Consider the following 19,326-nt stretch of genomic DNA (forward strand, 5'->3'; position numbering starts at 1 on the left):
GTCCCCTGGAGAGTAGGGTGCCCGCTCCGATTCGTACAGGGGGGTTCCGGGTGCTTTCGGACGGACGGAACGGCTTCGGGGACACATTCCTGAATCGTCACGGTGATGGCCGGATCGCCTTGTGGGACGGTAGATTGGCCCGTGCGTTCCGTACCCCGGGAGCTCCGGAGCGCGAACGCCCGTGGGCCGACCGGGGTCGACGGCCCGACGGGCATCCGCGTTCACGGGAATGGGTGACTCTTGTTCGACTCCACCGCCTTCTGGGTGCTGCTCTTCGCCCTGCCGATCCTGGCGATCGTGGCGATCATCCTGCTCGCCACCTACCAGGCCTCAGGCGTTCAGCAGGACGGACGGGACGACGCGCCCGACGACGACCCGTCCGACGGCTGAACCACCTCCGGGCGGGGGTGCGGCACGGGCTCGGGCACGTCCTGGACGCCACGAACGGGCGAGAACTCCCCGGTCCCGGCGTCCAGCAGGTGCACCTTGGCGGTCTCCAGGTCGTAGTACATCCCGGACAGCGTGAGTTCCCCCGACTCCACGCGCTCCCGCACGACCGGGTACCCCATCAGGTTGCCGAGCTGCTCGACCACGTTGGCCTGGGCCAGGCGCCGCAGAGCCTCCGAGGCGGGCAGCCCCGCCAACTCACCGTGGTCCGCCCCGGCCCGGCGCAGGCTCCCCTCGCCGTTGGCCAGCCACCGGCGGATGTGGGTGCTCTCCGCCTCGACCGGCCCCTGGTGCGCCCCCTCGGCCAGGGCCCGCATCGCTCCGCAGTGGGAGTGCCCGCAGACCACGATCGAGGGCACCCGCAGGACGTTGACCGCGTACTCGACGGCGGCGCCGGCGGAACCGTCGGCGTTCCCGTGGGGCGGCACCAGGTTCCCCACGTTGCGCAGGGTGAACAGGTCACCCGGACCGCTGGCGGTGATCAGGTTCGGCACCACCCGTGAGTCCGCGCAGGTGATGAACAGGGTGGTCGGGTTGTGGTGGTGCGAGAGGCGGCTCATCACCGAGCGCATCTGGTCCGCCGTGCTGGCGTGGTACTCGCGCGCCCCGGCGGTGAGCATGCCCAGCGGGTTCACCGCCAGGTCGGCGCCGGACTCACGGCGCATGTCCCACGGGGCCCACCAGCGGCCCTTGGGGATGGTCTTGGCCGCCGGAGCCGACCTCGTGGAGCTGCGCGCGTACCAGTTCTCGTGGACCTCGTCGATGTCGACGCTGCCGCCGGTGCGCTCGTGGTCCACCCGCCAGGCGTGGATCGCCTCGAAGGCGGCGTGGTCCATGAAGTCCACGTGCAGGTCGAGGTCGACGCTGGCCCCCTCGGGGATGGTCCGCAGCACGTGTGCCAGCCGGGGCACGCCCAGGAAGGTGAGTGACCCGTGCACGGTCACGTGCACCCGTCCGGCGCGCTCCTCGGTGACCACGGTGAGCTTGGTCAGGCGGCGCAGCGACACGATCATCGCCAACGCGAAGCCGATGAACACCCCCTCCAGCAGCCCGATGAACACCACACCGAGCAGGGTCACCAGGTAGACGCTGGCCTCGTGGTGCTTGCGCAGGTCGCGCAGGTGGGCCAGGGACACCATCTGCACGCCGATGAAGACGAGCAGCGCGGCCAGGGCCGCCATCGGGATCAGCTCGACCACGTGCGCGAAGAACGCGACGAACAGCAGGATCCACACGCCGTGCAGGATCGTGGAGAGCGGGCTGCGGGCCCCGGCGCGCACGTTGGCGGTGCTGCGCACGATGACACCGGCGATGGGCAGGCCGCCCAGGGCGCCGCTGACGGTGTTGGCCGCGCCCTGACCGCAGAGCTCGCGGTTGAGCTGGACCCTGCGGCCGCTGTGCAGGCGGTCCACCGCGATGGCGGCCAGCAGCGACTCCACGCTGGCGACCATGGCGACGGCCGCCACGGCCAGGGCGATCCCGTGCCACTGCCCGGCCTCGGGCAGCATGGGCCCGTTCCAGGCGTCGGCCAGGGAGCCGGGCAGGGCCACGGTCTCCACCTCCCAGCGCCCCAGGGTGGCGATGACGGTGGCGGTGCCCACCGCGACCAGCGCGGCGGGGATCATCCCCGGCCGCACCCTGCCGATGGCGGGGAGCCGGTTCCAGCCGAACATGATCGCGATGGTGATGACGCCGACCGCGACGGCGGCGGTGTGGTTGTTCGCGATCTGGTGCGGCAGGTCCGCGATGTTGGCCAGGGCCGAGCTCTGCGGGGCCCCGCCCAGGACCACGTGCAGCTGGGCCAGCGCGATGGTGACGCCGACCCCCGCGAGCATGCCGTGCACGACGGCGGGGGAGACGGCGAGGGCGGCCCGCGCGATGCGGAACGCCCCCAGTGCGAGTTGGACCAGACCGGCCAGCAGGGTGATCAGGCAGGTGACCCGCCAGCCGTACGTCAGGATCAGGTCGGCGACGATGATGGTCAGTCCGGCGGCCGGGCCGCTGACCTGTACCACCGATCCGCCGACGAGACCGGCGACGATACCGCCGACGACGGCGGCGATGATCCCGGCGATCAGGGGCGCGCCGGAGGCTACGGCGATCCCCAGGGACAGGGGGACGGCGACCAGGAAGACCACGAGGGAGGCACCGACGTCGGCGGCGACCCCCTTGCGATCCGTGTGGGTCCCGGGCCGTTCGGAGGTGTTCTCCGGGCGGCCGGGTGGTGCTCCCTGGGCGTCGTTGCGCATGGTTACTCCGTTCGGGTTGGACCAGGCAAAGGCGTATGCGTAGGCGCACGGGGACGGCAGAGTCCGCAACGGGGGGCACGTGGCTGAACGCGTGACGACGATGTGACCGCGAAGGGTGCATCGTCAATAACCAACTGTAGTCAATTCGGGTGACTCTGTGTTACGCGCTGTTGTGCTCCCGGTGACCTTTTTCCGGACTTCACATGTCCGCGCGGACAAACCGGGACAGAAGAAAACCGAGGTGGCGGGGGTTCCCCGCCACCTCGGTGGTGTGAAGTGGTGATGGTGGCGCGCGGTGGCGCCGGAGGTCGTGGCCTAGCGGAAGCGGCCGTCCTCGTAACCGCCCTCGTAGCCGCCCTCGTAGTGCTCACCTTGGGCGCGGCGACCGTAGGGCTGCTGCCCGAAGGGGCCGGGGCCCTGCTGCTGTCCGGGCCCGCCCTGGCCGTCGCCGCCGTCCGGGAACGGCGGCTGCCAGCCCTCGACCGGCGGGTACCCGTAGTCGGGCTCCGGCCGCTGCGGGGCGTATCCGCCCCTGAGGGGGTCGGCGTAGTCACCCGGGCCGCCGTAGCCGCCCTGCCCGCCGGAGTGGGGCTGCTGGCCGTAGGGGTCGCCCTGCTGGGTGTGGCCCGGGAAGGTGGTCGGGAGCTCACCGCGCAGCTGCTCGGCCGAGTAGGCGCCGGTCGCGTAGCCGGTGCCGGGGTATCCGGGACCACTGGCCGGGCTGCCCGGCCCCGGAGGAACGGCGGGGCCCTGCCCGTACGGGGAGGGCTGCCCCGGCTGGCCGCCCGGGATCGTCGGCTGGCCCGGCTGGCCGAAGCCGCCCGTGTCGTCCTGCCCGCCCCAGAGCGGAGCGTTGCCGCCGACGCCGCCGGGCGCGTTCGGCCGACCGCTCTGACCGCCGAGTGCGCCTTGGCCGGGCATTCCGGACTGGTAGTCGCGGGTGTGGGCGCCGGTGTCGTAGGGGCTGCGCTGGTGGGTGCCGGTGTCGTATTCGGAGCGGGTGAAGGAGTCGGTGTCGTAGGCGGGGCGGTGGTGGGTTCCGGTGTCGTACTCCGGTCCGCCGAGTGCGCCTTGGCCGGGCATTCCGGACTGGTAGTCGCGGGTGTGGGCGCCGGTGTCGTAGGGGCTGCGCTGGTGGGTGCCGGTGTCGTATTCGGAGCGGGTGAAGGAGTCGGTGTCGTAGGCGGGGCGGTGGTGGGTTCCGGTGTCGTACTCCGGTCCGCCGAGTGCGCCTTGGCCGGGCATTCCGGACTGGTAGTCGCGGGTGTGGGCGCCGGTGTCGTAGGGGCCGCGCCGGTGGGTGCCGGTGTCGTACTCGGAACGCGAGAAGGACCCGCTGTCGTAGGACGCGCCGGACGTGAACGAACCCGCCGGGTACCCGCCGGTGAGGGGATCGGTGGAACCGGGGAACTGGTGTCCGGGCACGGTCGGGCCGCCCATCGGCTGGCCCGGTGCGGGCTGGGCGCCCGGTCCGGGGGCCGCGTGACCACCGGTCGGCCCCCCGTGGCCCGCTCCGAACCCGCCCAGCGAGGAGAGATCGGGGCGCTGGTGGGCGCCGGTGTCCATGCTCGACCAGATCGGTGAGCTCAGGTCGTCACCGCTGGAAGAGCTCGGCCGGAACCCGGGGTCCAACGGATCGGACGAGGTCGGCGTCGTCCCGCCGACACCGCCGGAACCCGTGGTGCCGCCCAGGGGCGGGTAGTCGGAGCGGTGCATCGCCCCGCTGTCGTAGGACGAACGCGCACCGCCGTCCAGGGATCCACCGCCCAGCGGCACGCCGTCCAGGGATCCACCGCCCGGCGAACCGGGGCCCGGGCCGCCTCCCCCCAGCGGCCCGCCGCCGAGGGGCCCGCCCAGCGGGTCCTGGGCGATCGGGTCACGCCGCTCGGCGGGCCGGAGCGGCTCACGCCCCTCGAAGGGGTCCCCGGTCGAGGGGGGACGCGGGGTCCAGGAACCCGCGCCCAGAGGGTCGTCGTCCGGAGTGGAAGGCGAGGCCGCGGCCCGGGCGGGGGGGAGCCCCTGCGTGGGAGGCAGGCCCTGGCTCGGCGGCAGCGCGGTCAGACCCTGCGCCGGAGTCTGCTCGGGCGGGCGCTGCTCCTGGTGGCGGGGGGCGGGCTCGGGGGGCGTGTCGCTCTGCCCCAGGCTCGCCAGCATCGCGAGGTCGGAGGGGCCGGTGGGCCCGCGCTCCGCCGGGGCGGGCGGAAGGGCGTTGGCGCCGCTGATCGGGGCCTGGATGACGGTGTCCTGCCGCTCGGGCACACCGTGGTCGTCGAAGTCGTCGTCGTAGTCGTCCGCGTAACCGTCGTCGTCACCGGGTCCGGTGGCGCCCCCGTGCCCACCGGAACGGGTCGGTGCCGCGTCCTCGTCGCTCAGACTGGACCAGAAGTCGTTGTCGGAGAGCCCGTCGGAGTCGTCCTCCCAGTCCACCCCGCGCTGGCGCCGACCCTTGGGCCGCCGCTCCGCCCTGCCCCCGGAGTCCTGGCGCGATCTGCGGGACCGGCCCCTCGGGGCGGCCCCGTCGTCCTCGGGGGCCTCGTCCCGCTCCCGCCGGTCGCGCCGGTCGTCGCGGTCGGTGTCCTCGACGTCGTCGTACTCGTACTCGTCGTCGTAGTCGTCCTCACGCGAGCCGATGCTGAGCGCGCGCATCCCCAGGAGGAGGAGCACGAGCACGGCGAGCACGACGATGACGGCGGTGATGATGATGACGGTGACGGTCATGGTGTACGCACTACCTTGGGGAGGTCGGCCGCGCCCGGGGAGCGCCTGGGACCGGCCTGACGAGTACCGGTCGAGGTGGGAAGGCGGCGGCCCGGTTCCGCGTCGACCCGGCGTGCCGGGACCGAGTGGTGGGCAGGGCGCGACCGCCGGTGATCCGACGCGGTCTCGGGTCAGGGTGCCGCGGGGCGGGTGAACGGGTATCGGTCAACTGAAATGGGGTGAGGGGCACGGACCCACTGTATGCGCTGTCGCGCGCTGTGTGCAGAGGGCGACGGGTGCTTCCTCAGGTGATCCCCGAGTCGTCGGTCGGGCGGGTCCGTCCGGCTTCCGGGCGCAGGGAGTTGCCTATTATGACCTATTTCACTCGCTGCTGGTGAGCAGCGTCCCCCGGGCCACGGCCTGTTCCGCGATGGCGTCCAGGGTCAGGTCGAGCGACGCGCCCTCGGGCAGGTCCAGGTTGCCCTCCAGCGCGTACACGGTGAAGCGGAACTCGTGCATGTCCCCCTCCTCCGGGCAGGGGGCCCCGTAGGCGGAGTCCCCCGCGGTGTTCTGCCCCTGCCTCGCGTCGCCCGGAACGGTGTTCTGCCGCAGCTCGACCAGCTGCGGGTCCAGGTCGTAGACCATCCAGAACACGACGGCGGCGCTCGGGTCGTCCACCACCAGCGCGATCGAGCCCACGTCGTCGGGCAGCCCCGACCAGCTCAGCGGCGGCGACACCGGCTCGCCGTCGGCCTCGCACGAGTACGCGGCGGGAAGCGGCTGGCCCTCCTGCATCATCGGGCTGGTCACGTTGATGTCGGTCGGCATCTCACCACGCAGCTCCGAGGGGACCCCGCAACCGGTTGACGCGAGCAGGGCGGCGCCCACCGCCACGGCGCCCGCACGGGTGCCGGGGGACGTTCGGGGCACACCGTGCGCTGCGGTGGTCCGGAGGGAAGACAAGACCGGGAACAATGGGGCTCCAGCTGGACTTTCGGGCCATAAGGCGAGACTCGCGGTACGTCGGACCAGGCGCGGGAGGGACCCGGGCCGGTCACGGGGGAACCGTGCGCACCGGCACCTGGACGGTTGGCGCGACACGGCCCTGTCCGAACCCTACTGTGATCGGCCGCGACCACCGCATTCCGCGCCGTTCGCGGACCGGCGTCGCGGCGGTGCCGCCACCGGCGTTCCGGAGCGGCGGTCACGCCCGGACGTCCCCGAAATCGGTGATGATGGTTCGGTGCGGTTCTCCATTCTGGGGCCCCTCCAGGTACACGACGCCTCCGGAGAGCCCCTCACCATCGGCGGCGCCCGTCTGCGCGCCCTCCTGACACTCCTCCTGCTCAGCCCCGGCCGACAGGTGTCCACCGAACGGCTCACCGACGCGATCTGGGGGGACGACGCCCCCGCCGCCACGGGCAACGCGCTCCAGGCCCTGGCCTCGCGCCTGCGCCGCGCCCTGGGCGGTGACGTCCGCCTCCACGGCGACGCCACCGGCTACCGACTGGAGGTCGCCTCCGGCCAGGTGGACCTGTACGAGTTCGAGGAACTGGCCGGGCGCGGGCGGGAACGGCTCCTGGCCGGTCGGGCGAGGGAGGCCGAACGCGCCCTGTCGGCGGCCCTGGCCCTGTGGCGCGGACCGGCCCTGCCCGACCTCACCGCGCGCGGCGTGGGCGAGGACGTGGCCCTGCGCCTGTCCGAGGCCCGCCGAACCGCCCGCGAGGACCATCTCAGCGCCCGGCTCGACCTCGGCCGCTTCGTGGAGACCCTGCCCGAGGCGGAGGCGCTGGCCTCCCGGGAACCGCAGCGCGAACGCCCCGTCGAACTCCTCATGCGCGCGCTGGCGGGCAACGGGCGGACCGCCGACGCCCTCGCCGCCTACGACGCCTTCAGGGTACGGCTCGCGGACGAGCTGGGGCTCGACCCCTCCGAACACCTCCGGGGGGTCCACCTCCGGCTGCTGCGCGGTGAGCTCGCCCCCGACGGTCCCGTGTCGAAGGAACCCCGGCCACCCGCCGTGGTCCGCCTGCCTCGGCCCCTGACCAGCTTCGTTCCCCGCGAGACGGAGGTGTGCGCCGCCGTGGACCGCCTCTCCGCAGCCCGGCTGGTCACCCTCACCGGCCCGGGCGGTTCGGGCAAGACCCGGCTGGCCGTGGAAACCGCCGCAACCCTGGTCGAACGGGCACCCGAGCTCGCGTCCGAGGGGGTGTGGTTCGTCGGTCTCGCTCCCGTGCGCCAGGGCGCGGACCTCCCCGACGCGCTCGCCACCGCCCTGGACCTGCGCGGGCAGGCCGTCTTCCAGGCGCGTACGGCCGTCCTGCCGCAGTCCCCGCTCGAACGGATCGTCTCCTTCCTGAGTGAGCGTTCCGCGCTGGTCGTGCTGGACAACTGCGAGCACGTGGTGGCCGACGCCGCCCGGCTGGTCGAGACCCTGCTGTCGCGCTGCCCGGACCTGCGCGTGCTCGTCACCTCCCGCGAACCCCTGGGAGTCGGGGGAGAGGTCCTGTTGCCGGTGCCCTCCCTGGAGCCGCCGCCCGAGGGTGCCGGAGCGGAGGAGGCCGGAACCTACCCCGCCGTGACCCTGTTCTCCGAACGCGCGCGGGCGGTCCTCCCCGGCTTCACCGTGAACACCGACAACGTCGGCCACGTCGTGCGGATCATCCGTGAACTGGACGGTATGCCGCTCGCGCTCGAACTGGCCGCCGCCCGTCTGCGCGCGATGTCTCCCGCCCAGCTCGCGGAGCGCCTCTGCGACCGGTTCCGCCTGCTCACCAACGGCAGCCGCTCGGCGCTGCCCCGCCACCGCACCCTGCGCGCGGTGGTCGACTGGAGCTGGGAACTGCTCGACGAACCCGAACGTCGCCTGCTCCGCCGCCTGGCCGTCCTCCCGGGCGGTGCCACCCTGGAGGCGGTCGAGGCGGTCGGCTCCGATCCGGACGGGCCGGACGGGACCGTGGCCGGTGACGACGTCTGGACGGTCCTGTTCGCCCTCGTCGACAAGTCGCTCGTGGTGGCGGACCCCGAAGGCGAGGACGCCCCCGCCCGCTACCGGCAGCTGGAGACGGTCCGTGCCTACGCGGCCGAGCGCCTGACCGCCAGCGGTGAGGAGGAGCGCGTCCGGGACACGCAGGCCCGCCACGCGCGCGACCTGTGGCGCCGGGGCGACCCCGAGCTGCGCGGACCGGGCCAGCGGGCCTGGCTGGCCCGGCTCTCGGCGGAGGCGGACAACTGCGCGGCCGCCTTCCACTGGGCGGTGGAGCGGCGCGACGCCGCCCTCGCCCTGGAGCTGGTGGAGCACTCCCAGTGGTACTGGGCCCTGGACGAACACTGGCAGCAGACCGAGCGGTGGTCCCGTCAGGTCCTGGAGCTGGTGGGCGACACACCTCCCGAGGGGCACGAGGTGGCCTACGCGAGCTGCCTCTTCCACCGTTCGGGGGACATGGACCTGGGGCGGGCCGCCGTCATGGAACGCCTCGACCGGGTGGACGAGGTGCTGACGGGGGCCGGGCTCCGGGCCGAGGACCACCCCGTGCTCATCCTGTGCCTGGTGTACCGCTCGATGGCCGACCGCCACCCCGGGGGCCGGTCCCGCGCCCGGCTGGAGGAGAGCGTCCGGGAACAGCGGGACCCCTGGGCCCGGGCGATGACGTACCTGATGCTCTCGCTGCTGGACGCGGTCCACGGCGAGGCCGACCGGGCCGTGGACCGGGCCACGACCGCACTGGAGTCCATGCGCGAGGTCGGGGACGTGTGGGGGCAGTGCAACGCCATCGTGCACCTGGTGGACGTGGTCCGCTACACGGACCTCGGACGCTGCCGCCGTCTGCTCGACGAGGGGATCGCCCTGGCGCGCGAGGGCGGGCTGGACGGTGTCGTGACCATGTTCCGGGCCCGGCGGACCCAGGTCCTGGTCGACCTCGGCGAGGTGGAGGAGGCCGAGCGGGACCTCAAACGGCTGCTGGGGAGCTCGGCCGAGGACGAGCACCTGATCTCCCTCCGGCTCACCCACATCCAGTGGCTGTGCGCCGCCGGACGCACGGTCGAGGCCCGGCGGCTCCTGGAGGAGACCGAACCGGCCGTGGCCGCCCTGGGCGGGTTCGCCCCGGCCTACGTCGAACCCGCGTGGCGGGTGCAGGCGGCCGACCTCGCCTGGGCCGAGGGCGACACGGGCCTGGCCTGGCGCGAGGTGGGCCGTGCCTGGTGGCTGTCCCGGTTCGGGTTGGGGCCGATCAGCGCCGACGTCCTGGACACCATGGCGTCCATGGTGGCGGGAGCGAACCCGGAGTGGGCCGCGTTCATGCTCGGCTACGCGGCTCGGCTGCGCGGCGTCCCCGACACCGCCTCGCACAGGGGGCGCCGGGTCCGCGGACTGCTCAGGGAGAGTCTGGGCGCGGAGGGGTTCGCGCGTCTGCTGGCGGAGGGCGAGGCCAGTGAACGCGAGACCGGGCGGGAACGCGTGGAGGCGTGGCTCGCCCCGATCGTTCCGGACGACGTCGACCTCGGGGACTGGGCACAGTGACGTCGGGCGCCGCACACGGCGGCGCCCGACGCACGGGATCAGGTGCGGCGGCGGTAGGCCCAGACGGCCAGCGGGAAGAAGACCGCCGTGATCACCAGGGTCCAGACCAGCGTCCAGGCCACGGGAGCGGCGGCGTCACCGCCGAGCATGAGCCCGCGCATGGCGTCCACCACGTGCGTGACCGGGTTGTTCGCCGCGATCGGGGCCAACCAGCCCGGCATGTCGTCGGGAGCGACGAACGCCGAGCTGCCGAAGGTCAGCGGGAACAGCAGGATCATCGCGAACGACTGCACCGCCATCGGTGTGCGGGCGAGCATGCCCACGAAGGCCGACATCCAGCACAGGGCGAACGCGAACAGCAGCACCAGGGCGCTGGCGGCCAGGACACCGAAGAACCCGCCGTCCGGCCGGAAGCCGATCGCCAGGCCGACGACCATCACCATGACCACGGTGATCGCGTAGCGGACCAGGTCGCCCAGGATGGCGCCGATCAACGGGCCCGAACGCGCGATGGGCAGCGACCGGAACCGGTCGAAGATGCCCTTCTCCACGTCCTGGCTGAGGCTGAAGCCCGTGCCCATCGTGGCGAAGATGACCGACTGCGCGATGATGCCGGGCATCAGGAAGTCGCGGTAGGTCTGCCAGTCGCCCATCATCGCCTGCCCGAAGACGAAGACGAACAGGGTCACGAACATGACCGGCTGGAGCATCAGCCCGAAGACCTCTTCGGGGTTGGCCCTGATCTTCAGGACGCTGCGCCAGGTGAGCTGGAGCCCGTGCTGGACGGTGGTCAGGGGGGAGATGCGCGGGGGCGCCACCGGCGCGCCCTCCTGTGCCGACCTCGGCCGGGTCGTCACGGCACTCATGCTGGGGTCCCTTCGTTCGCGGGCTGCCCCGCGGTCTCGTCTTCGGCGGTGTGGCCGGTCAGGGCGAGGAACACCTCGTCCAGGCTCGGCTTGCGCAGGGAGAGCTCCGCGACGGACACACCCTGTTCGTCCAGGCGGCGCACCGTCTCGGGCAGCACGCCCACGTCGGTGACCGGGACGCTGGCGAGCAGCCCGTCCGTGGTCACCGGTGAGCTGGTGACGGCCTCGACGATCCGGGTGGCCAGCGGCAGCTGCGCGGGGTCCACGGTGCGCAGTTGCAGCACCTGGTTGCCCGCGTGGTTCTTCAGCTCCTCGGGCGTGCCCCGGCTGATCACCTTGCCGTGGTCCAGCACGATGATGTCGTCGGCGAGCTGGTCGGCCTCCTCCAGGTACTGGGTGGTGAGCAGCACGGTCACGCCGTCGGCCACGAGGTCGCGCACGACGTCCCACAGGCCGTTGCGGCTGTGCGGGTCCAGACCGGTGGTCGGCTCGTCCAGGTACAGGAGCGCGGGGCGGCCCACCAGGCTCGCTGCCAGGTCCAGACGGCGGCGCATTCCGCCCGAGTAGGTCTTGGCGGGGCGGTCGGCGGCGTCGGAGAGGCCGAACCGCTCCAGCAGTTCCCTGGAGCGTGCCCGGGCGTCGGCGCGCCCGAAGCCGAGCAGGCGGGCGATGAGCACGAGGTTCTGGGTGCCGGTCAGCTCGGCGTCGACCGCCGCGTACTGACCGGTGAGGCCGATCTGGCGGCGGACCTCGTGCGGTTCGCGCACCACGTCGTGGCCGCCCACGACGGCGTGTCCGGCGTCCGGCCTGAGCAGGGTGGAGAGGATGCGGACGGTCGTCGTCTTCCCGGACCCGTTGGGTCCCAGGACGCCCAGCACGGCCCCCGATCTCGCAGTCAGGTCCACTCCGCCAAGGGCGGTCTTGCCCTTGAAGTGCTTGACCAGACCCTCCGCGCGGATGGCGTCAGTCATTGGTCCTCCGTTTCAACGTCTGTCCCCAAGTGTGCCGACCTGCACTGACAGAACGCTGACAGTATGGTTCGCCCCGCCCTGACATCATTGGCGTCCGTCCCGGTCCGGGTGGGACGTCCTAGACTCGTGCACGTGATGAACACCCCGCCCCACGACGCCATTCCCCCCTCGGGACAGTTCCCCGATCCACCCGGACCGGCCGGGACCGCACGGCTGCGGCCGCCGTCGCGCAGGGTGAGCGGGCGTGCGATCGGAGTGTGGACGCTCCGGCTGCTCTTCGGTGCGGTCTTCAACCTGGTCCTGTTGAGCCTGGTCGCCTGGGCCGCGAGCGCGGCGCCCTGGAGCTGGATCCCGGAGTGGGCCTCGCGGAACGCCTGGGCGCTGCCGGTGGCCTACTCCGCGTACGCCGTGGCCAAGATCGCGATCGTCCCGTCCTGGCGGTACCGGGTGCACCGCTGGGAGGTCACCGACGACGTCATCTACACCCGTGAGGGGTGGATCAGCCGAGCCTGGCAGCTGGTCCCGGTCAACCGGCTCCAGACCGTGGACCACACACAGGGGTGGCTCGAACGGATCTTCGGGGTGGCCACACTGCAAGTGCAGACCGCCTCCTTCGCCGGTTCCTCGACCATCGAGGGGCTGGACGCCGACGAGGCCCGCAGGCTCAGCGAGGAGCTGGCCGTGCGCGCCGGAACCCTGCGGGACGACGCGACCTGATGGACGAACAGCACGGACGCCACGAGGAGCCGGACGAGCCCGGCACCGACCCCACCGACTCCGACACCGCCGGGGAGGCGCGGCCCTGGGTCGCCCCGGGCAGCACGCCCTCCGGGCCGACCCCGCCGGGCCCCGGGACCCCGCCCGTCGCCGGTCCCCGCACCTGGTCCGGCGACCACCCCGGCCCTGGGACCCCACCAGGCCCCGGCCCGAACACCTGGTCCGGCGACCACTACGGGCCCACCGGTCACCCCGGTCACGGCCCTGACTCGAGGTCCGGTCCCGCGTCCGGGCCGAGCACCTGGTCCGGCCACGGCCCTCAGCCGGGGACGCCCGGACAGTCCGGTCCCTGGTCGGGCCACCGGCCCGACCAGGGACCGGCTCGACGCCCCGGGCCGAACACCTGGTCCGGCGGGGATCCCGGACCCACCGGGTACCCCGGGCCGTGGCCCGCACCCGCACCCGGCCCCCACCAGGGCGGCCACGGCCCTGGCCCCCACCAGGGCCCCGGCCCCCACCAGGGCGGCCACGGCGGCGGACCCGGCCACGCGGGCCGGGGCCCCGGTGGACCGTCCGCGCCCTGGAACCCGACGAACCCGCCGTACCCGCAGGGCGCTCCGTGGCACCCCGTGCCTCCGGGGCCGGACGGGGCCGCGCGGTCCTGGTGGGGCGAGCCCCCCGAGGGCGCTCCCTCGACGGGCTTCGGTGCGGAGACCGCGCAGCGGCTCAGTCCGCGCAGCATGGTGGTCGGACCCATCAACCAGCTCAGGAGCCTCCTCCTGCCGGTCCTCGTCGGTCTGGTGCTGGGCGGGTTCAACCCCTGGCTGCTGGCCGCGACCGGCATGGGCATCGTCGTGCTGCTCATCGGCGGGTTCGTGACCTGGCGGACCTTCCGCTACGAGGTGGGTGAGGACCGGGTCGAGATCAGCAGGGGCCTGATCCGGCGTTCGCGCCGCACGATCCCGTTGGAACGCGTGCGGGGGGTGGACGTCACCAGCACCCTGCTGCACCGCGTGCTGGGCGTGGCCGTGGTCCGGATCGAGGCCGCCGCCGGTTCGGCCGGGGCGACCGAGGACGGCAAACTCGACGCCGTCTCCGCCGAGGAGGCCGAGCGGCTGCGCCGGGTCCTGCTGCACCGCAAGGCGGTGCTCACCGAACAGGGGAGCGGACCGCAGGCGACCGGGGCCGACGGCACCGCGAGCACGGGCGGCACGAGCCCGGGGCCCGAGGACACCGTCACGTACTTCACCATGCCCCGGAGCTGGTACCTGTACGGGGCGCTCAGCCTGGGCTACCTGGTCACCCCCTTCGTGGTCGTGGCGACCCTGTTCGGCATGGTGCAGCAGTCGGCGGGCCAGATGGTCACCGACTTCTTCATCGACTGGGTGACCACGGCGGACCGTGCCTTCCTGGTGCTCTTCGCGGCGGTGTTCGTGGGCGTGCTGGTGCTGCTGATGCCGGTGTTCGCGGTCGTCTCCTACGCCCTCACCCACTGGGGCTTCTCCCTGCGGGACCGGGACGGCTCGTTGGTGGCCGAGCGCGGCCTGTTCACCCGGCGCAGCGTCACCCTGGAGAAGCGGCGGATCCGGGGGTACGAACTCCAGGACAACCCCCTCGAACGCACCCGCGGGGTGGTGGGTCTGCGCGCCATCGTCACCGGCCTGGGCGACGCCGCCACCCGTGCCGTGCTGTTGCCGCTCGGTCCGCGGTCGACGGTGGAGCCGGTGGTGGACCGGGCGCTGACCCTGTTCCGGGGGCGGTTGGTCCGACACCCCCGCGCCGCGCTCTTCCGGCGCCTGACCCGCGCGGTCCTGCCCTTCGCGGTCGTGGCCGGGGTGGCCGTCTACTTCGACGTCACCTGGTTGGCCGTGGCCGCCGGGGTCCTGGCCGTGCTCGGGGTGCCCCTCGGGATCGACCGCTACCGCTCGCTGGGGCACGGCTACGACGGCGAACGGGTGAGCGTGCGATCGGGCTCCCTGTCCCGCTCCCAGGCCACGGTGGAGCGGACGGCGGTGATCGGCTGGTCCTGGACCCAGACGCTCTTCCAGCGCCGTGCGTCTCTGGCCAGTCTCCAGGTCACCGTGGGCGCGGGCACGGGCGGCTACACCGCCCAGGACGCCTCGATCGACGAGTCCGTGGCGTTCGCGGCGAGGATCACCCCCGAGATGGTGCGCCCCTTCCTGGTCGAGGAGGAGCCCGGAACCGGAACCGGGAACGCGTGACGGGGCCGAACGCGACAGTGAGGGGCGGTCGCGTCGTGCGACCGCCCCTCACCGTCGGGGTCCCGGCTCCTGGGCCGGGTGTGCTCACTCGTTCTTCTTGGAGCCGAACATGATCTCGTCCCATGAGGGCACCGAGGCCCGACGGCCCCGACCCTTGCGTTTCGCCGCTCCACCGGCCGGAGAACCGCTGGACGCGGCCGGGACCGCCGGGGCCGTGGGCGGCCCCTGGTCGGCGGCGCGGCGCGGCGTGCCCTTGTCGTTGAGGTCGATGGTGGCCCGGCGGCGGCGCGGCCGCTGCTGCGCGTCCTCGGCCGGGGCCTCGGCGGGCTCGGGTTGGGGCGCCGGGGCGGGCCGGGCGTCCAGCCAGTCCGGCGCCGCGGGAGGCTCCGGACGCTGACGGTGCTCGTGGGGCGCCTCGTGCCTGAGCGGTTCGGGGCGGGCCGGGGCCTCGTGGACGGCGGAGGCGCTCTCCTCGAAGACCGGTCCCCTGGGCTCGGGGCGCTGCTGTTCGTACCACTGGGGTTCGGGGCGCGCGGGCGGCGGGTCGGTCGGCTCGGCGTACCGCCGCGCGGCCGGTTCGGCGCGGTGCGCGGCGTGCCTCGGGGCCTCGGGCAGCGGCGCGGCGGGCGGCATCTCGTTCCGCTGGCCGGCGAACCTGTCACCGGGGGCCTCGAAGGCGCGTCGGGGCTCGGGCTCCTGCCGCGACGGCGCCGGACGGCGGCGCTCCTCACGGATCGGGACCCCGAACTGGTCGGTCTCGGTCTGGCGGGCCACGGGGCGCAGCGGGTCGTCCAACGGCGTGTCCTGCGCGGGTGACAGGCGGCGCGGGGCGACGTGGTCGGGGCGTCGCTCAGCGGCGGACTGCGCGTCCAGGCGGGGCAGGTCGGTGGTCTCACCGCGTCGCGGCGTGAAGGGTGTGACGTTGGCCCCGGGCGGCGGTGAGAGGGCCTCCAGGGGTTCGTTGGAGGAGAACCGGGCGGCCTCCTCGTCGGCGGGGGTCACACTGTTGTGTCTGGGCTCGTACAGCCAGTGGGCGACCCGCTCGTCGCCATCGTGCAGGAAGACCAGCTTGAGCTGCCAGGAGCGGTCCTCCCGCTTCCACGAGTCCCACTCGGCGTCGCCGGTCTCCAGCTGGTGGGCGCCGATCCGCTTGGTGACCACCTCCTCAAGGGAGGGGCCCGGGCCGGTCTCGCCATGGGAGCGCACGGTGGCGCGCTGGGCCTGCTGTGCGATGTACCCGCGCTCCTGGAGGACGGGTCCCTCGAACCAGCGCACCCGTTCGATGGGGATCCCGGAGATCTCGGAGATGGCCTCCGCGGTCTCGCCGGACCGGATGCGGGCCTGGATTTCCTTGGGGCGCAACGGATTCTCCACTTCGATCTCGTACTGGCCGAGCCGGGAGAACTGGCCGCGTACCGCGGCCCGGAGGCGGTCGTCGACGGGCAGCATGAATCGGGTGCCACGGCCGGTGCTGGCGAGCACCAGGTAGGTGCCGTCCTCGCTCACGGCCACGAGGCGAAGCTCGTGCATCGCCCTCCCTTTCGCGTCCCGTCGAGGGTCGGTCCGGTGGACCTTCCCCCACGTTCTCCAAGTCTGGTCGGCCGACAACGGTTCGGCCAGTACCGCGCCCGGCATGTCCGAACTGTGCCCGCCTCCCGGCCCGTGGTGGACACCACGGTGGGAGCCGCCCCGGGTTCGGGGCTCTTATGGTCACTTCCGGTGCCAATCTTGACACGGTGAACCTTCCGTGACCGGGAGCGATCGTGGGGGAATGTCGCGGATCCCGCACGAAGGCTCCGCCGTGATGGTATCCCGGGCGCCTCGAATCCCCCCAGGCCTGGGGAAAACTCAGATCTCGGACCAGGTCCCAACATGATGCGACCCCTCGTTCGCAACTCGACACGCCGTTGGATGCCACACAGTGATCATTCCAATTTCATGGCGTTATCAGCGGCTAGTCGCCCGTAAGGTGAAGTTTCCACTTATGGGCTGTTTGCGAAGTTTGGGGTCTTCGGGTGTGTCTGCCCCACCACACACCCATCCCACGACCAAGTGCCCCGCCGCGCCGACCGCGGCCGACAGAGGGGGGAGGGCACGATGCCAAGACCCGATCACGAGGACGAGTTCGAGGCACGAGGGGAGGGCCCGGAGGAGGAGAGGGTCAGGAAGCGGCGGATCGACCTGAGCCTGGCCCAGGTCGCCGGAGCCGGGGTCGCGACGCTGACCGCCGCCACCGCCGCCTCCTACCTGAACGTCTACGGGACCGTCATCGGCACGGGCGTCATGGCCGTGCTGAGCACCAGCGCCGCACCGGTGATCCAGCACTGGATCACCCGCAGCGGTGAGCAGGCCAAGGGGCTCGCGGAGAAGGCGGAGAAGAAGGCCGCCCACCACACCGCGGTGCGCTCCCTGGTCGACACCGAGGCCGAGGCCCGCGCCGACGAACACCTGTCCGCGACCCGGACGGCCGCGTTCGAGCAGGCCGGGTTCGTGAGCACGGGGTTCGACACCGGCACCGGGACCGCCGAGCCGTTCGACCTCCCCGAGGACGACGACGCCACCCGGACGATGGCCATGCCGACCGTCGGGCGCGACCTGCCGGGCCAGACCGTCGCGCACGGTTTCGGCAACCCCGAGGACCTCACCCTCGTCGGCGGACCCGCCGGAGCGGACGCCACCGAACTCCTCCCCGCGGTCGGACGTGGCACCGGACACCCCTCCGACCCGTCCGGCCCCGACACGGACGACGAGTCCGACGACGAGCGCCCCAGGCGCGGCTGGCGCACCGTGGTCATCTCGGCCGCGGCGGTGTTCACCCTGGTCATGCTGGTGATCCTGGCCTTCGAGCTGGCCACCGGACGGTCGCTCACGGCCTGGACCCAGGGGCAGGACGAACACACCTCGCCCTCGCTGCTCGGCGGCCACTCCGCGCCCGTGCAGGACGAGGAGGAGCCCGTCGAGACGCCCGAGACCGACGGCGGCGGGGACCAGCCCGCCGACGAGGGCGACACCGGCACCCAGCGTCCGGAGACCGAGCAGCAGCCGGTCGGCCCCGAGACCGGGACGCCCCCGGTCGAGACCGACCCGGAGACGCCCGGCGGCGGGCAGACCGACCCGACCGCACCTCCCGTGGACGGGGAAGAGCCGGTGGACCCGGGCGGCGGAGAGGCACCCGACCCCGGGACCCGGCCCCAGCCCGAGGGCGACCCCGCCCCGGAGCCCGCCACGACCCCCGTCGGCTAGCCGGACACCGTCCCGACCCGGCAACGCCTACCCGAACACCTTGTCCAGGTAGGCGTTGCCGAACCGGCGGTGCGGGTCCACCCGGTCCCGCACCGCCAGCGCGTCGCCCAGACGCGGGTAGACGCCCTCCAGGTAGGCGCGGTCGCGGGTGTGCATCTTGCCCCAGTGCGGACGCCCGCCCACGGAGGTGAACACCGCCTCCATGTCGGAGAAGTACGCCTCGTAGGGCGTTCCCTTGTACATGTGCACCGCCACGTAGGCGGTCTCGCGCTCGTGGGCGGTGGACAGCCACACGTCGTCGGCCGGGGCGAAGCGCACCTCCACCGGGAAGCTCACCCTGTGGTCGCCCCGGTCCACGATGGACCTGGCCTCCCGCAGCACGTCCACCAGGTGCTCCGCCGGGACGGCGTACTCCATCTCCACGAAGCGCACGTCGCGCACCGAGGCGAACACCTTGTGCGAGACGTCGGTGTAGGTCCGCGCGGACAGGGCGCGCGAGCTGATCTGGTTCACCGTGGGGACCGTCGACGGGAAGCGACGGCACACCCGGTTGATCCGGTCGAAGACGGTGTTGGACAGGAAGGCGTCGTCCAGCCAGCCCTTGAAGGCGGACAGCGGCGCGGCCGGTCCCTCGGAGACGTTGTTGCGCTTGGTGTTGGTGTTCCCGGTGTGCGGGAACCAGAAGAACTCGAAGTGGTCGTTCTCCGCGCGCAGCTCCGGGAGCCGTTCCAGTACCTCGTCCAGGGGCATGGGCGCCTCCCGGGCGTGCAGCAGGAAGGCCGGACGCACCGCGAAGGTCAGCGCCGTCACCACGCCGAACGCGCCCAGGCCGACCCTGGCCGCGTGGAAGAGGTCGGGGTCGCGTTCGGCCGAGCACTCGACCACGGATCCGTCGGCGAGGACCATCTCCAGTCCCACGACCTGACTGGCGAGGCCGCCCGCGTCCCGGCCCGTGCCGTGCGTTCCGGTCTGCACGGCGCCGGCGACGGTCTGCACCGCGATGTCACCCATGTTGGACAGGGCCACACCCGCGGCGGCCAGCGCGTCGTTGAAGTCGCACAGGGGCGTTCCCGCCTCGACGGTGGCGGTCCCGGCCCCGACGTCGATCGACCGTACGCGGTTCAGTGAGGTGGGAGCCAGGAGCAGACCGTCGGTGACGGCCACGTCCGTGAAGGAGTGCCCGGAGCCGACCATGCGCACGCGCAGGCCCTCCGCGGCCGCCGAGGTGACGGCGGAGACGACGTCCTGGGTGCTGTCGGGGGTCGCCGTTCGGCGCGGGCGGGCCTGGTGGGTGTCGGCCCAGGTGTGCCACAACACATCAGTCATGCGGCGACATTACCCATCGGTCACTTCCGTGAACAGACCAGGAGTGTCGCTGGTCACGGAAGGTAC

At 73.0% G+C, this 19,326-nt stretch carries 12 protein-coding genes; 5 read left to right on the plus strand and 7 right to left on the minus strand.

All coding sequences use genetic code 11. The annotated features are described in order from the left end of the window. The first annotated feature begins 240 nt into the window (after nucleotides 1-240). Entirely contained in the window at nucleotides 241-390 is a 150-nt protein-coding gene (locus AC0VYM_RS12575; protein WP_378739439.1) for a hypothetical protein, read from the plus strand. Here AC0VYM_RS12575 and AC0VYM_RS12580 read toward each other — a convergent pair. The 3 genes from AC0VYM_RS12580 to AC0VYM_RS12590 all read right to left on the minus strand — a co-directional run bounded on the left by AC0VYM_RS12580 (nucleotide 339) and on the right by AC0VYM_RS12590 (nucleotide 6,368). Then, on the minus strand, nucleotides 339-2,696 hold the full coding sequence (locus AC0VYM_RS12580) for a SulP family inorganic anion transporter (protein ID WP_475462372.1): 2,358 nt from the start codon (nucleotides 2,694-2,696) through the stop codon (nucleotides 339-341). The two genes, AC0VYM_RS12575 and AC0VYM_RS12580, sit on opposite strands and share 52 nt — an antisense overlap. A gap of 315 nt (nucleotides 2,697-3,011) precedes the next feature. Beyond that, a complete protein-coding gene (locus AC0VYM_RS12585) occupies nucleotides 3,012-5,414 on the minus strand; it encodes a hypothetical protein (RefSeq protein ID WP_475462374.1) in 2,403 nt (800 codons plus the stop codon). Between the two features lie 360 nt (nucleotides 5,415-5,774). Then, nucleotides 5,775-6,368: a YbhB/YbcL family Raf kinase inhibitor-like protein gene (locus AC0VYM_RS12590; protein WP_475462376.1), complete on the minus strand. Its 594-nt coding sequence runs from the start codon at nucleotides 6,366-6,368 to the stop codon at nucleotides 5,775-5,777. A gap of 268 nt (nucleotides 6,369-6,636) precedes the next feature. Between AC0VYM_RS12590 and AC0VYM_RS12595 the strand changes: the two genes are divergently transcribed. Continuing rightward, on the plus strand, nucleotides 6,637-9,915 hold the full coding sequence (locus AC0VYM_RS12595; protein WP_475462378.1) for an AfsR/SARP family transcriptional regulator: 3,279 nt from the start codon (nucleotides 6,637-6,639) through the stop codon (nucleotides 9,913-9,915). Nucleotides 9,916-9,953: 38 nt separating this feature from the next. Here AC0VYM_RS12595 and AC0VYM_RS12600 read toward each other — a convergent pair whose 3' ends face one another. Both AC0VYM_RS12600 and AC0VYM_RS12605 read right to left on the minus strand, forming a co-directional pair. Further along, nucleotides 9,954-10,781, minus strand: coding sequence for an ABC transporter permease (locus AC0VYM_RS12600; protein ID WP_475462380.1), 828 nt, complete (start codon nucleotides 10,779-10,781; stop codon nucleotides 9,954-9,956). Further along, nucleotides 10,778-11,752 carry an ATP-binding cassette domain-containing protein gene (locus AC0VYM_RS12605; protein ID WP_475462382.1) on the minus strand — a complete coding sequence of 325 codons (975 nt, stop codon included), beginning with the start codon at nucleotides 11,750-11,752 and terminating at the stop codon, nucleotides 10,778-10,780. The genes AC0VYM_RS12600 and AC0VYM_RS12605 overlap by 4 nt, the downstream gene beginning before the upstream one ends. Before the next feature lie 135 nt (nucleotides 11,753-11,887). On the opposite strand from AC0VYM_RS12605, the gene AC0VYM_RS12610 reads away from it, so the two are divergent. Both AC0VYM_RS12610 and AC0VYM_RS12615 read left to right on the plus strand, forming a co-directional pair. Further along, complete coding sequence (locus tag AC0VYM_RS12610; protein WP_475463012.1) at nucleotides 11,888-12,469, plus strand: PH domain-containing protein; 582 nt, start codon at nucleotides 11,888-11,890, stop codon at nucleotides 12,467-12,469. Then, the gene (locus tag AC0VYM_RS12615) at nucleotides 12,469-14,691 is read left to right on the plus strand and encodes a PH domain-containing protein (protein ID WP_475462383.1); all 2,223 of its coding nucleotides are present in this window, start codon (nucleotides 12,469-12,471) and stop codon (nucleotides 14,689-14,691) included. The genes AC0VYM_RS12610 and AC0VYM_RS12615 overlap by 1 nt, the downstream gene beginning before the upstream one ends. Nucleotides 14,692-14,775: 84 nt before the next feature. On the opposite strand, the gene sepH is transcribed toward AC0VYM_RS12615, so the two are convergent. Continuing rightward, the gene (gene sepH, locus AC0VYM_RS12620) at nucleotides 14,776-16,221 is read right to left on the minus strand and encodes a septation protein SepH (RefSeq protein WP_475462385.1); all 1,446 of its coding nucleotides are present in this window, start codon (nucleotides 16,219-16,221) and stop codon (nucleotides 14,776-14,778) included. A gap of 567 nt (nucleotides 16,222-16,788) precedes the next feature. Between sepH and AC0VYM_RS12625 the strand changes: the two genes are divergently transcribed. Continuing rightward, complete coding sequence (locus tag AC0VYM_RS12625) at nucleotides 16,789-17,934, plus strand: hypothetical protein (RefSeq protein ID WP_475462387.1); 1,146 nt, start codon at nucleotides 16,789-16,791, stop codon at nucleotides 17,932-17,934. Nucleotides 17,935-17,961: 27 nt separating this feature from the next. On the opposite strand, the gene AC0VYM_RS12630 is transcribed toward AC0VYM_RS12625, so the two are convergent. Continuing rightward, nucleotides 17,962-19,260, minus strand: a complete 1,299-nt coding sequence (locus AC0VYM_RS12630) for a D-arabinono-1,4-lactone oxidase (protein ID WP_475462389.1) — start codon at nucleotides 19,258-19,260, stop codon at nucleotides 17,962-17,964. Nucleotides 19,261-19,326 lie beyond the last annotated feature (66 nt).

It is taken from the genome of Nocardiopsis sp. iso_237 (assembly GCF_056173345.1).

Bases quoted from the DNA above. Each gene is read 5' to 3' on its own strand.
- AC0VYM_RS12610 (WP_475463012.1), top strand. From the start codon at position 11,888: ATGAACACCCCGCCCCACGACGCCATTCCCCCCTCGGGACAGTTCCCC.
- AC0VYM_RS12615 (WP_475462383.1), top strand. From the start codon at position 12,469: ATGGACGAACAGCACGGACGCCACGAGGAGCCGGACGAGCCCGGCACC.
- sepH (WP_475462385.1), bottom strand. From the start codon at position 16,221: ATGCACGAGCTTCGCCTCGTGGCCGTGAGCGAGGACGGCACCTACCTG.
- AC0VYM_RS12600 (WP_475462380.1), bottom strand. From the start codon at position 10,781: ATGAGTGCCGTGACGACCCGGCCGAGGTCGGCACAGGAGGGCGCGCCG.
- AC0VYM_RS12625 (WP_475462387.1), top strand. From the start codon at position 16,789: ATGCCAAGACCCGATCACGAGGACGAGTTCGAGGCACGAGGGGAGGGC.
- AC0VYM_RS12580 (WP_475462372.1), bottom strand. From the start codon at position 2,696: ATGCGCAACGACGCCCAGGGAGCACCACCCGGCCGCCCGGAGAACACC.
- AC0VYM_RS12630 (WP_475462389.1), bottom strand. From the start codon at position 19,260: ATGACTGATGTGTTGTGGCACACCTGGGCCGACACCCACCAGGCCCGC.
- AC0VYM_RS12585 (WP_475462374.1), bottom strand. From the start codon at position 5,414: ATGACCGTCACCGTCATCATCATCACCGCCGTCATCGTCGTGCTCGCC.
- AC0VYM_RS12605 (WP_475462382.1), bottom strand. From the start codon at position 11,752: ATGACTGACGCCATCCGCGCGGAGGGTCTGGTCAAGCACTTCAAGGGC.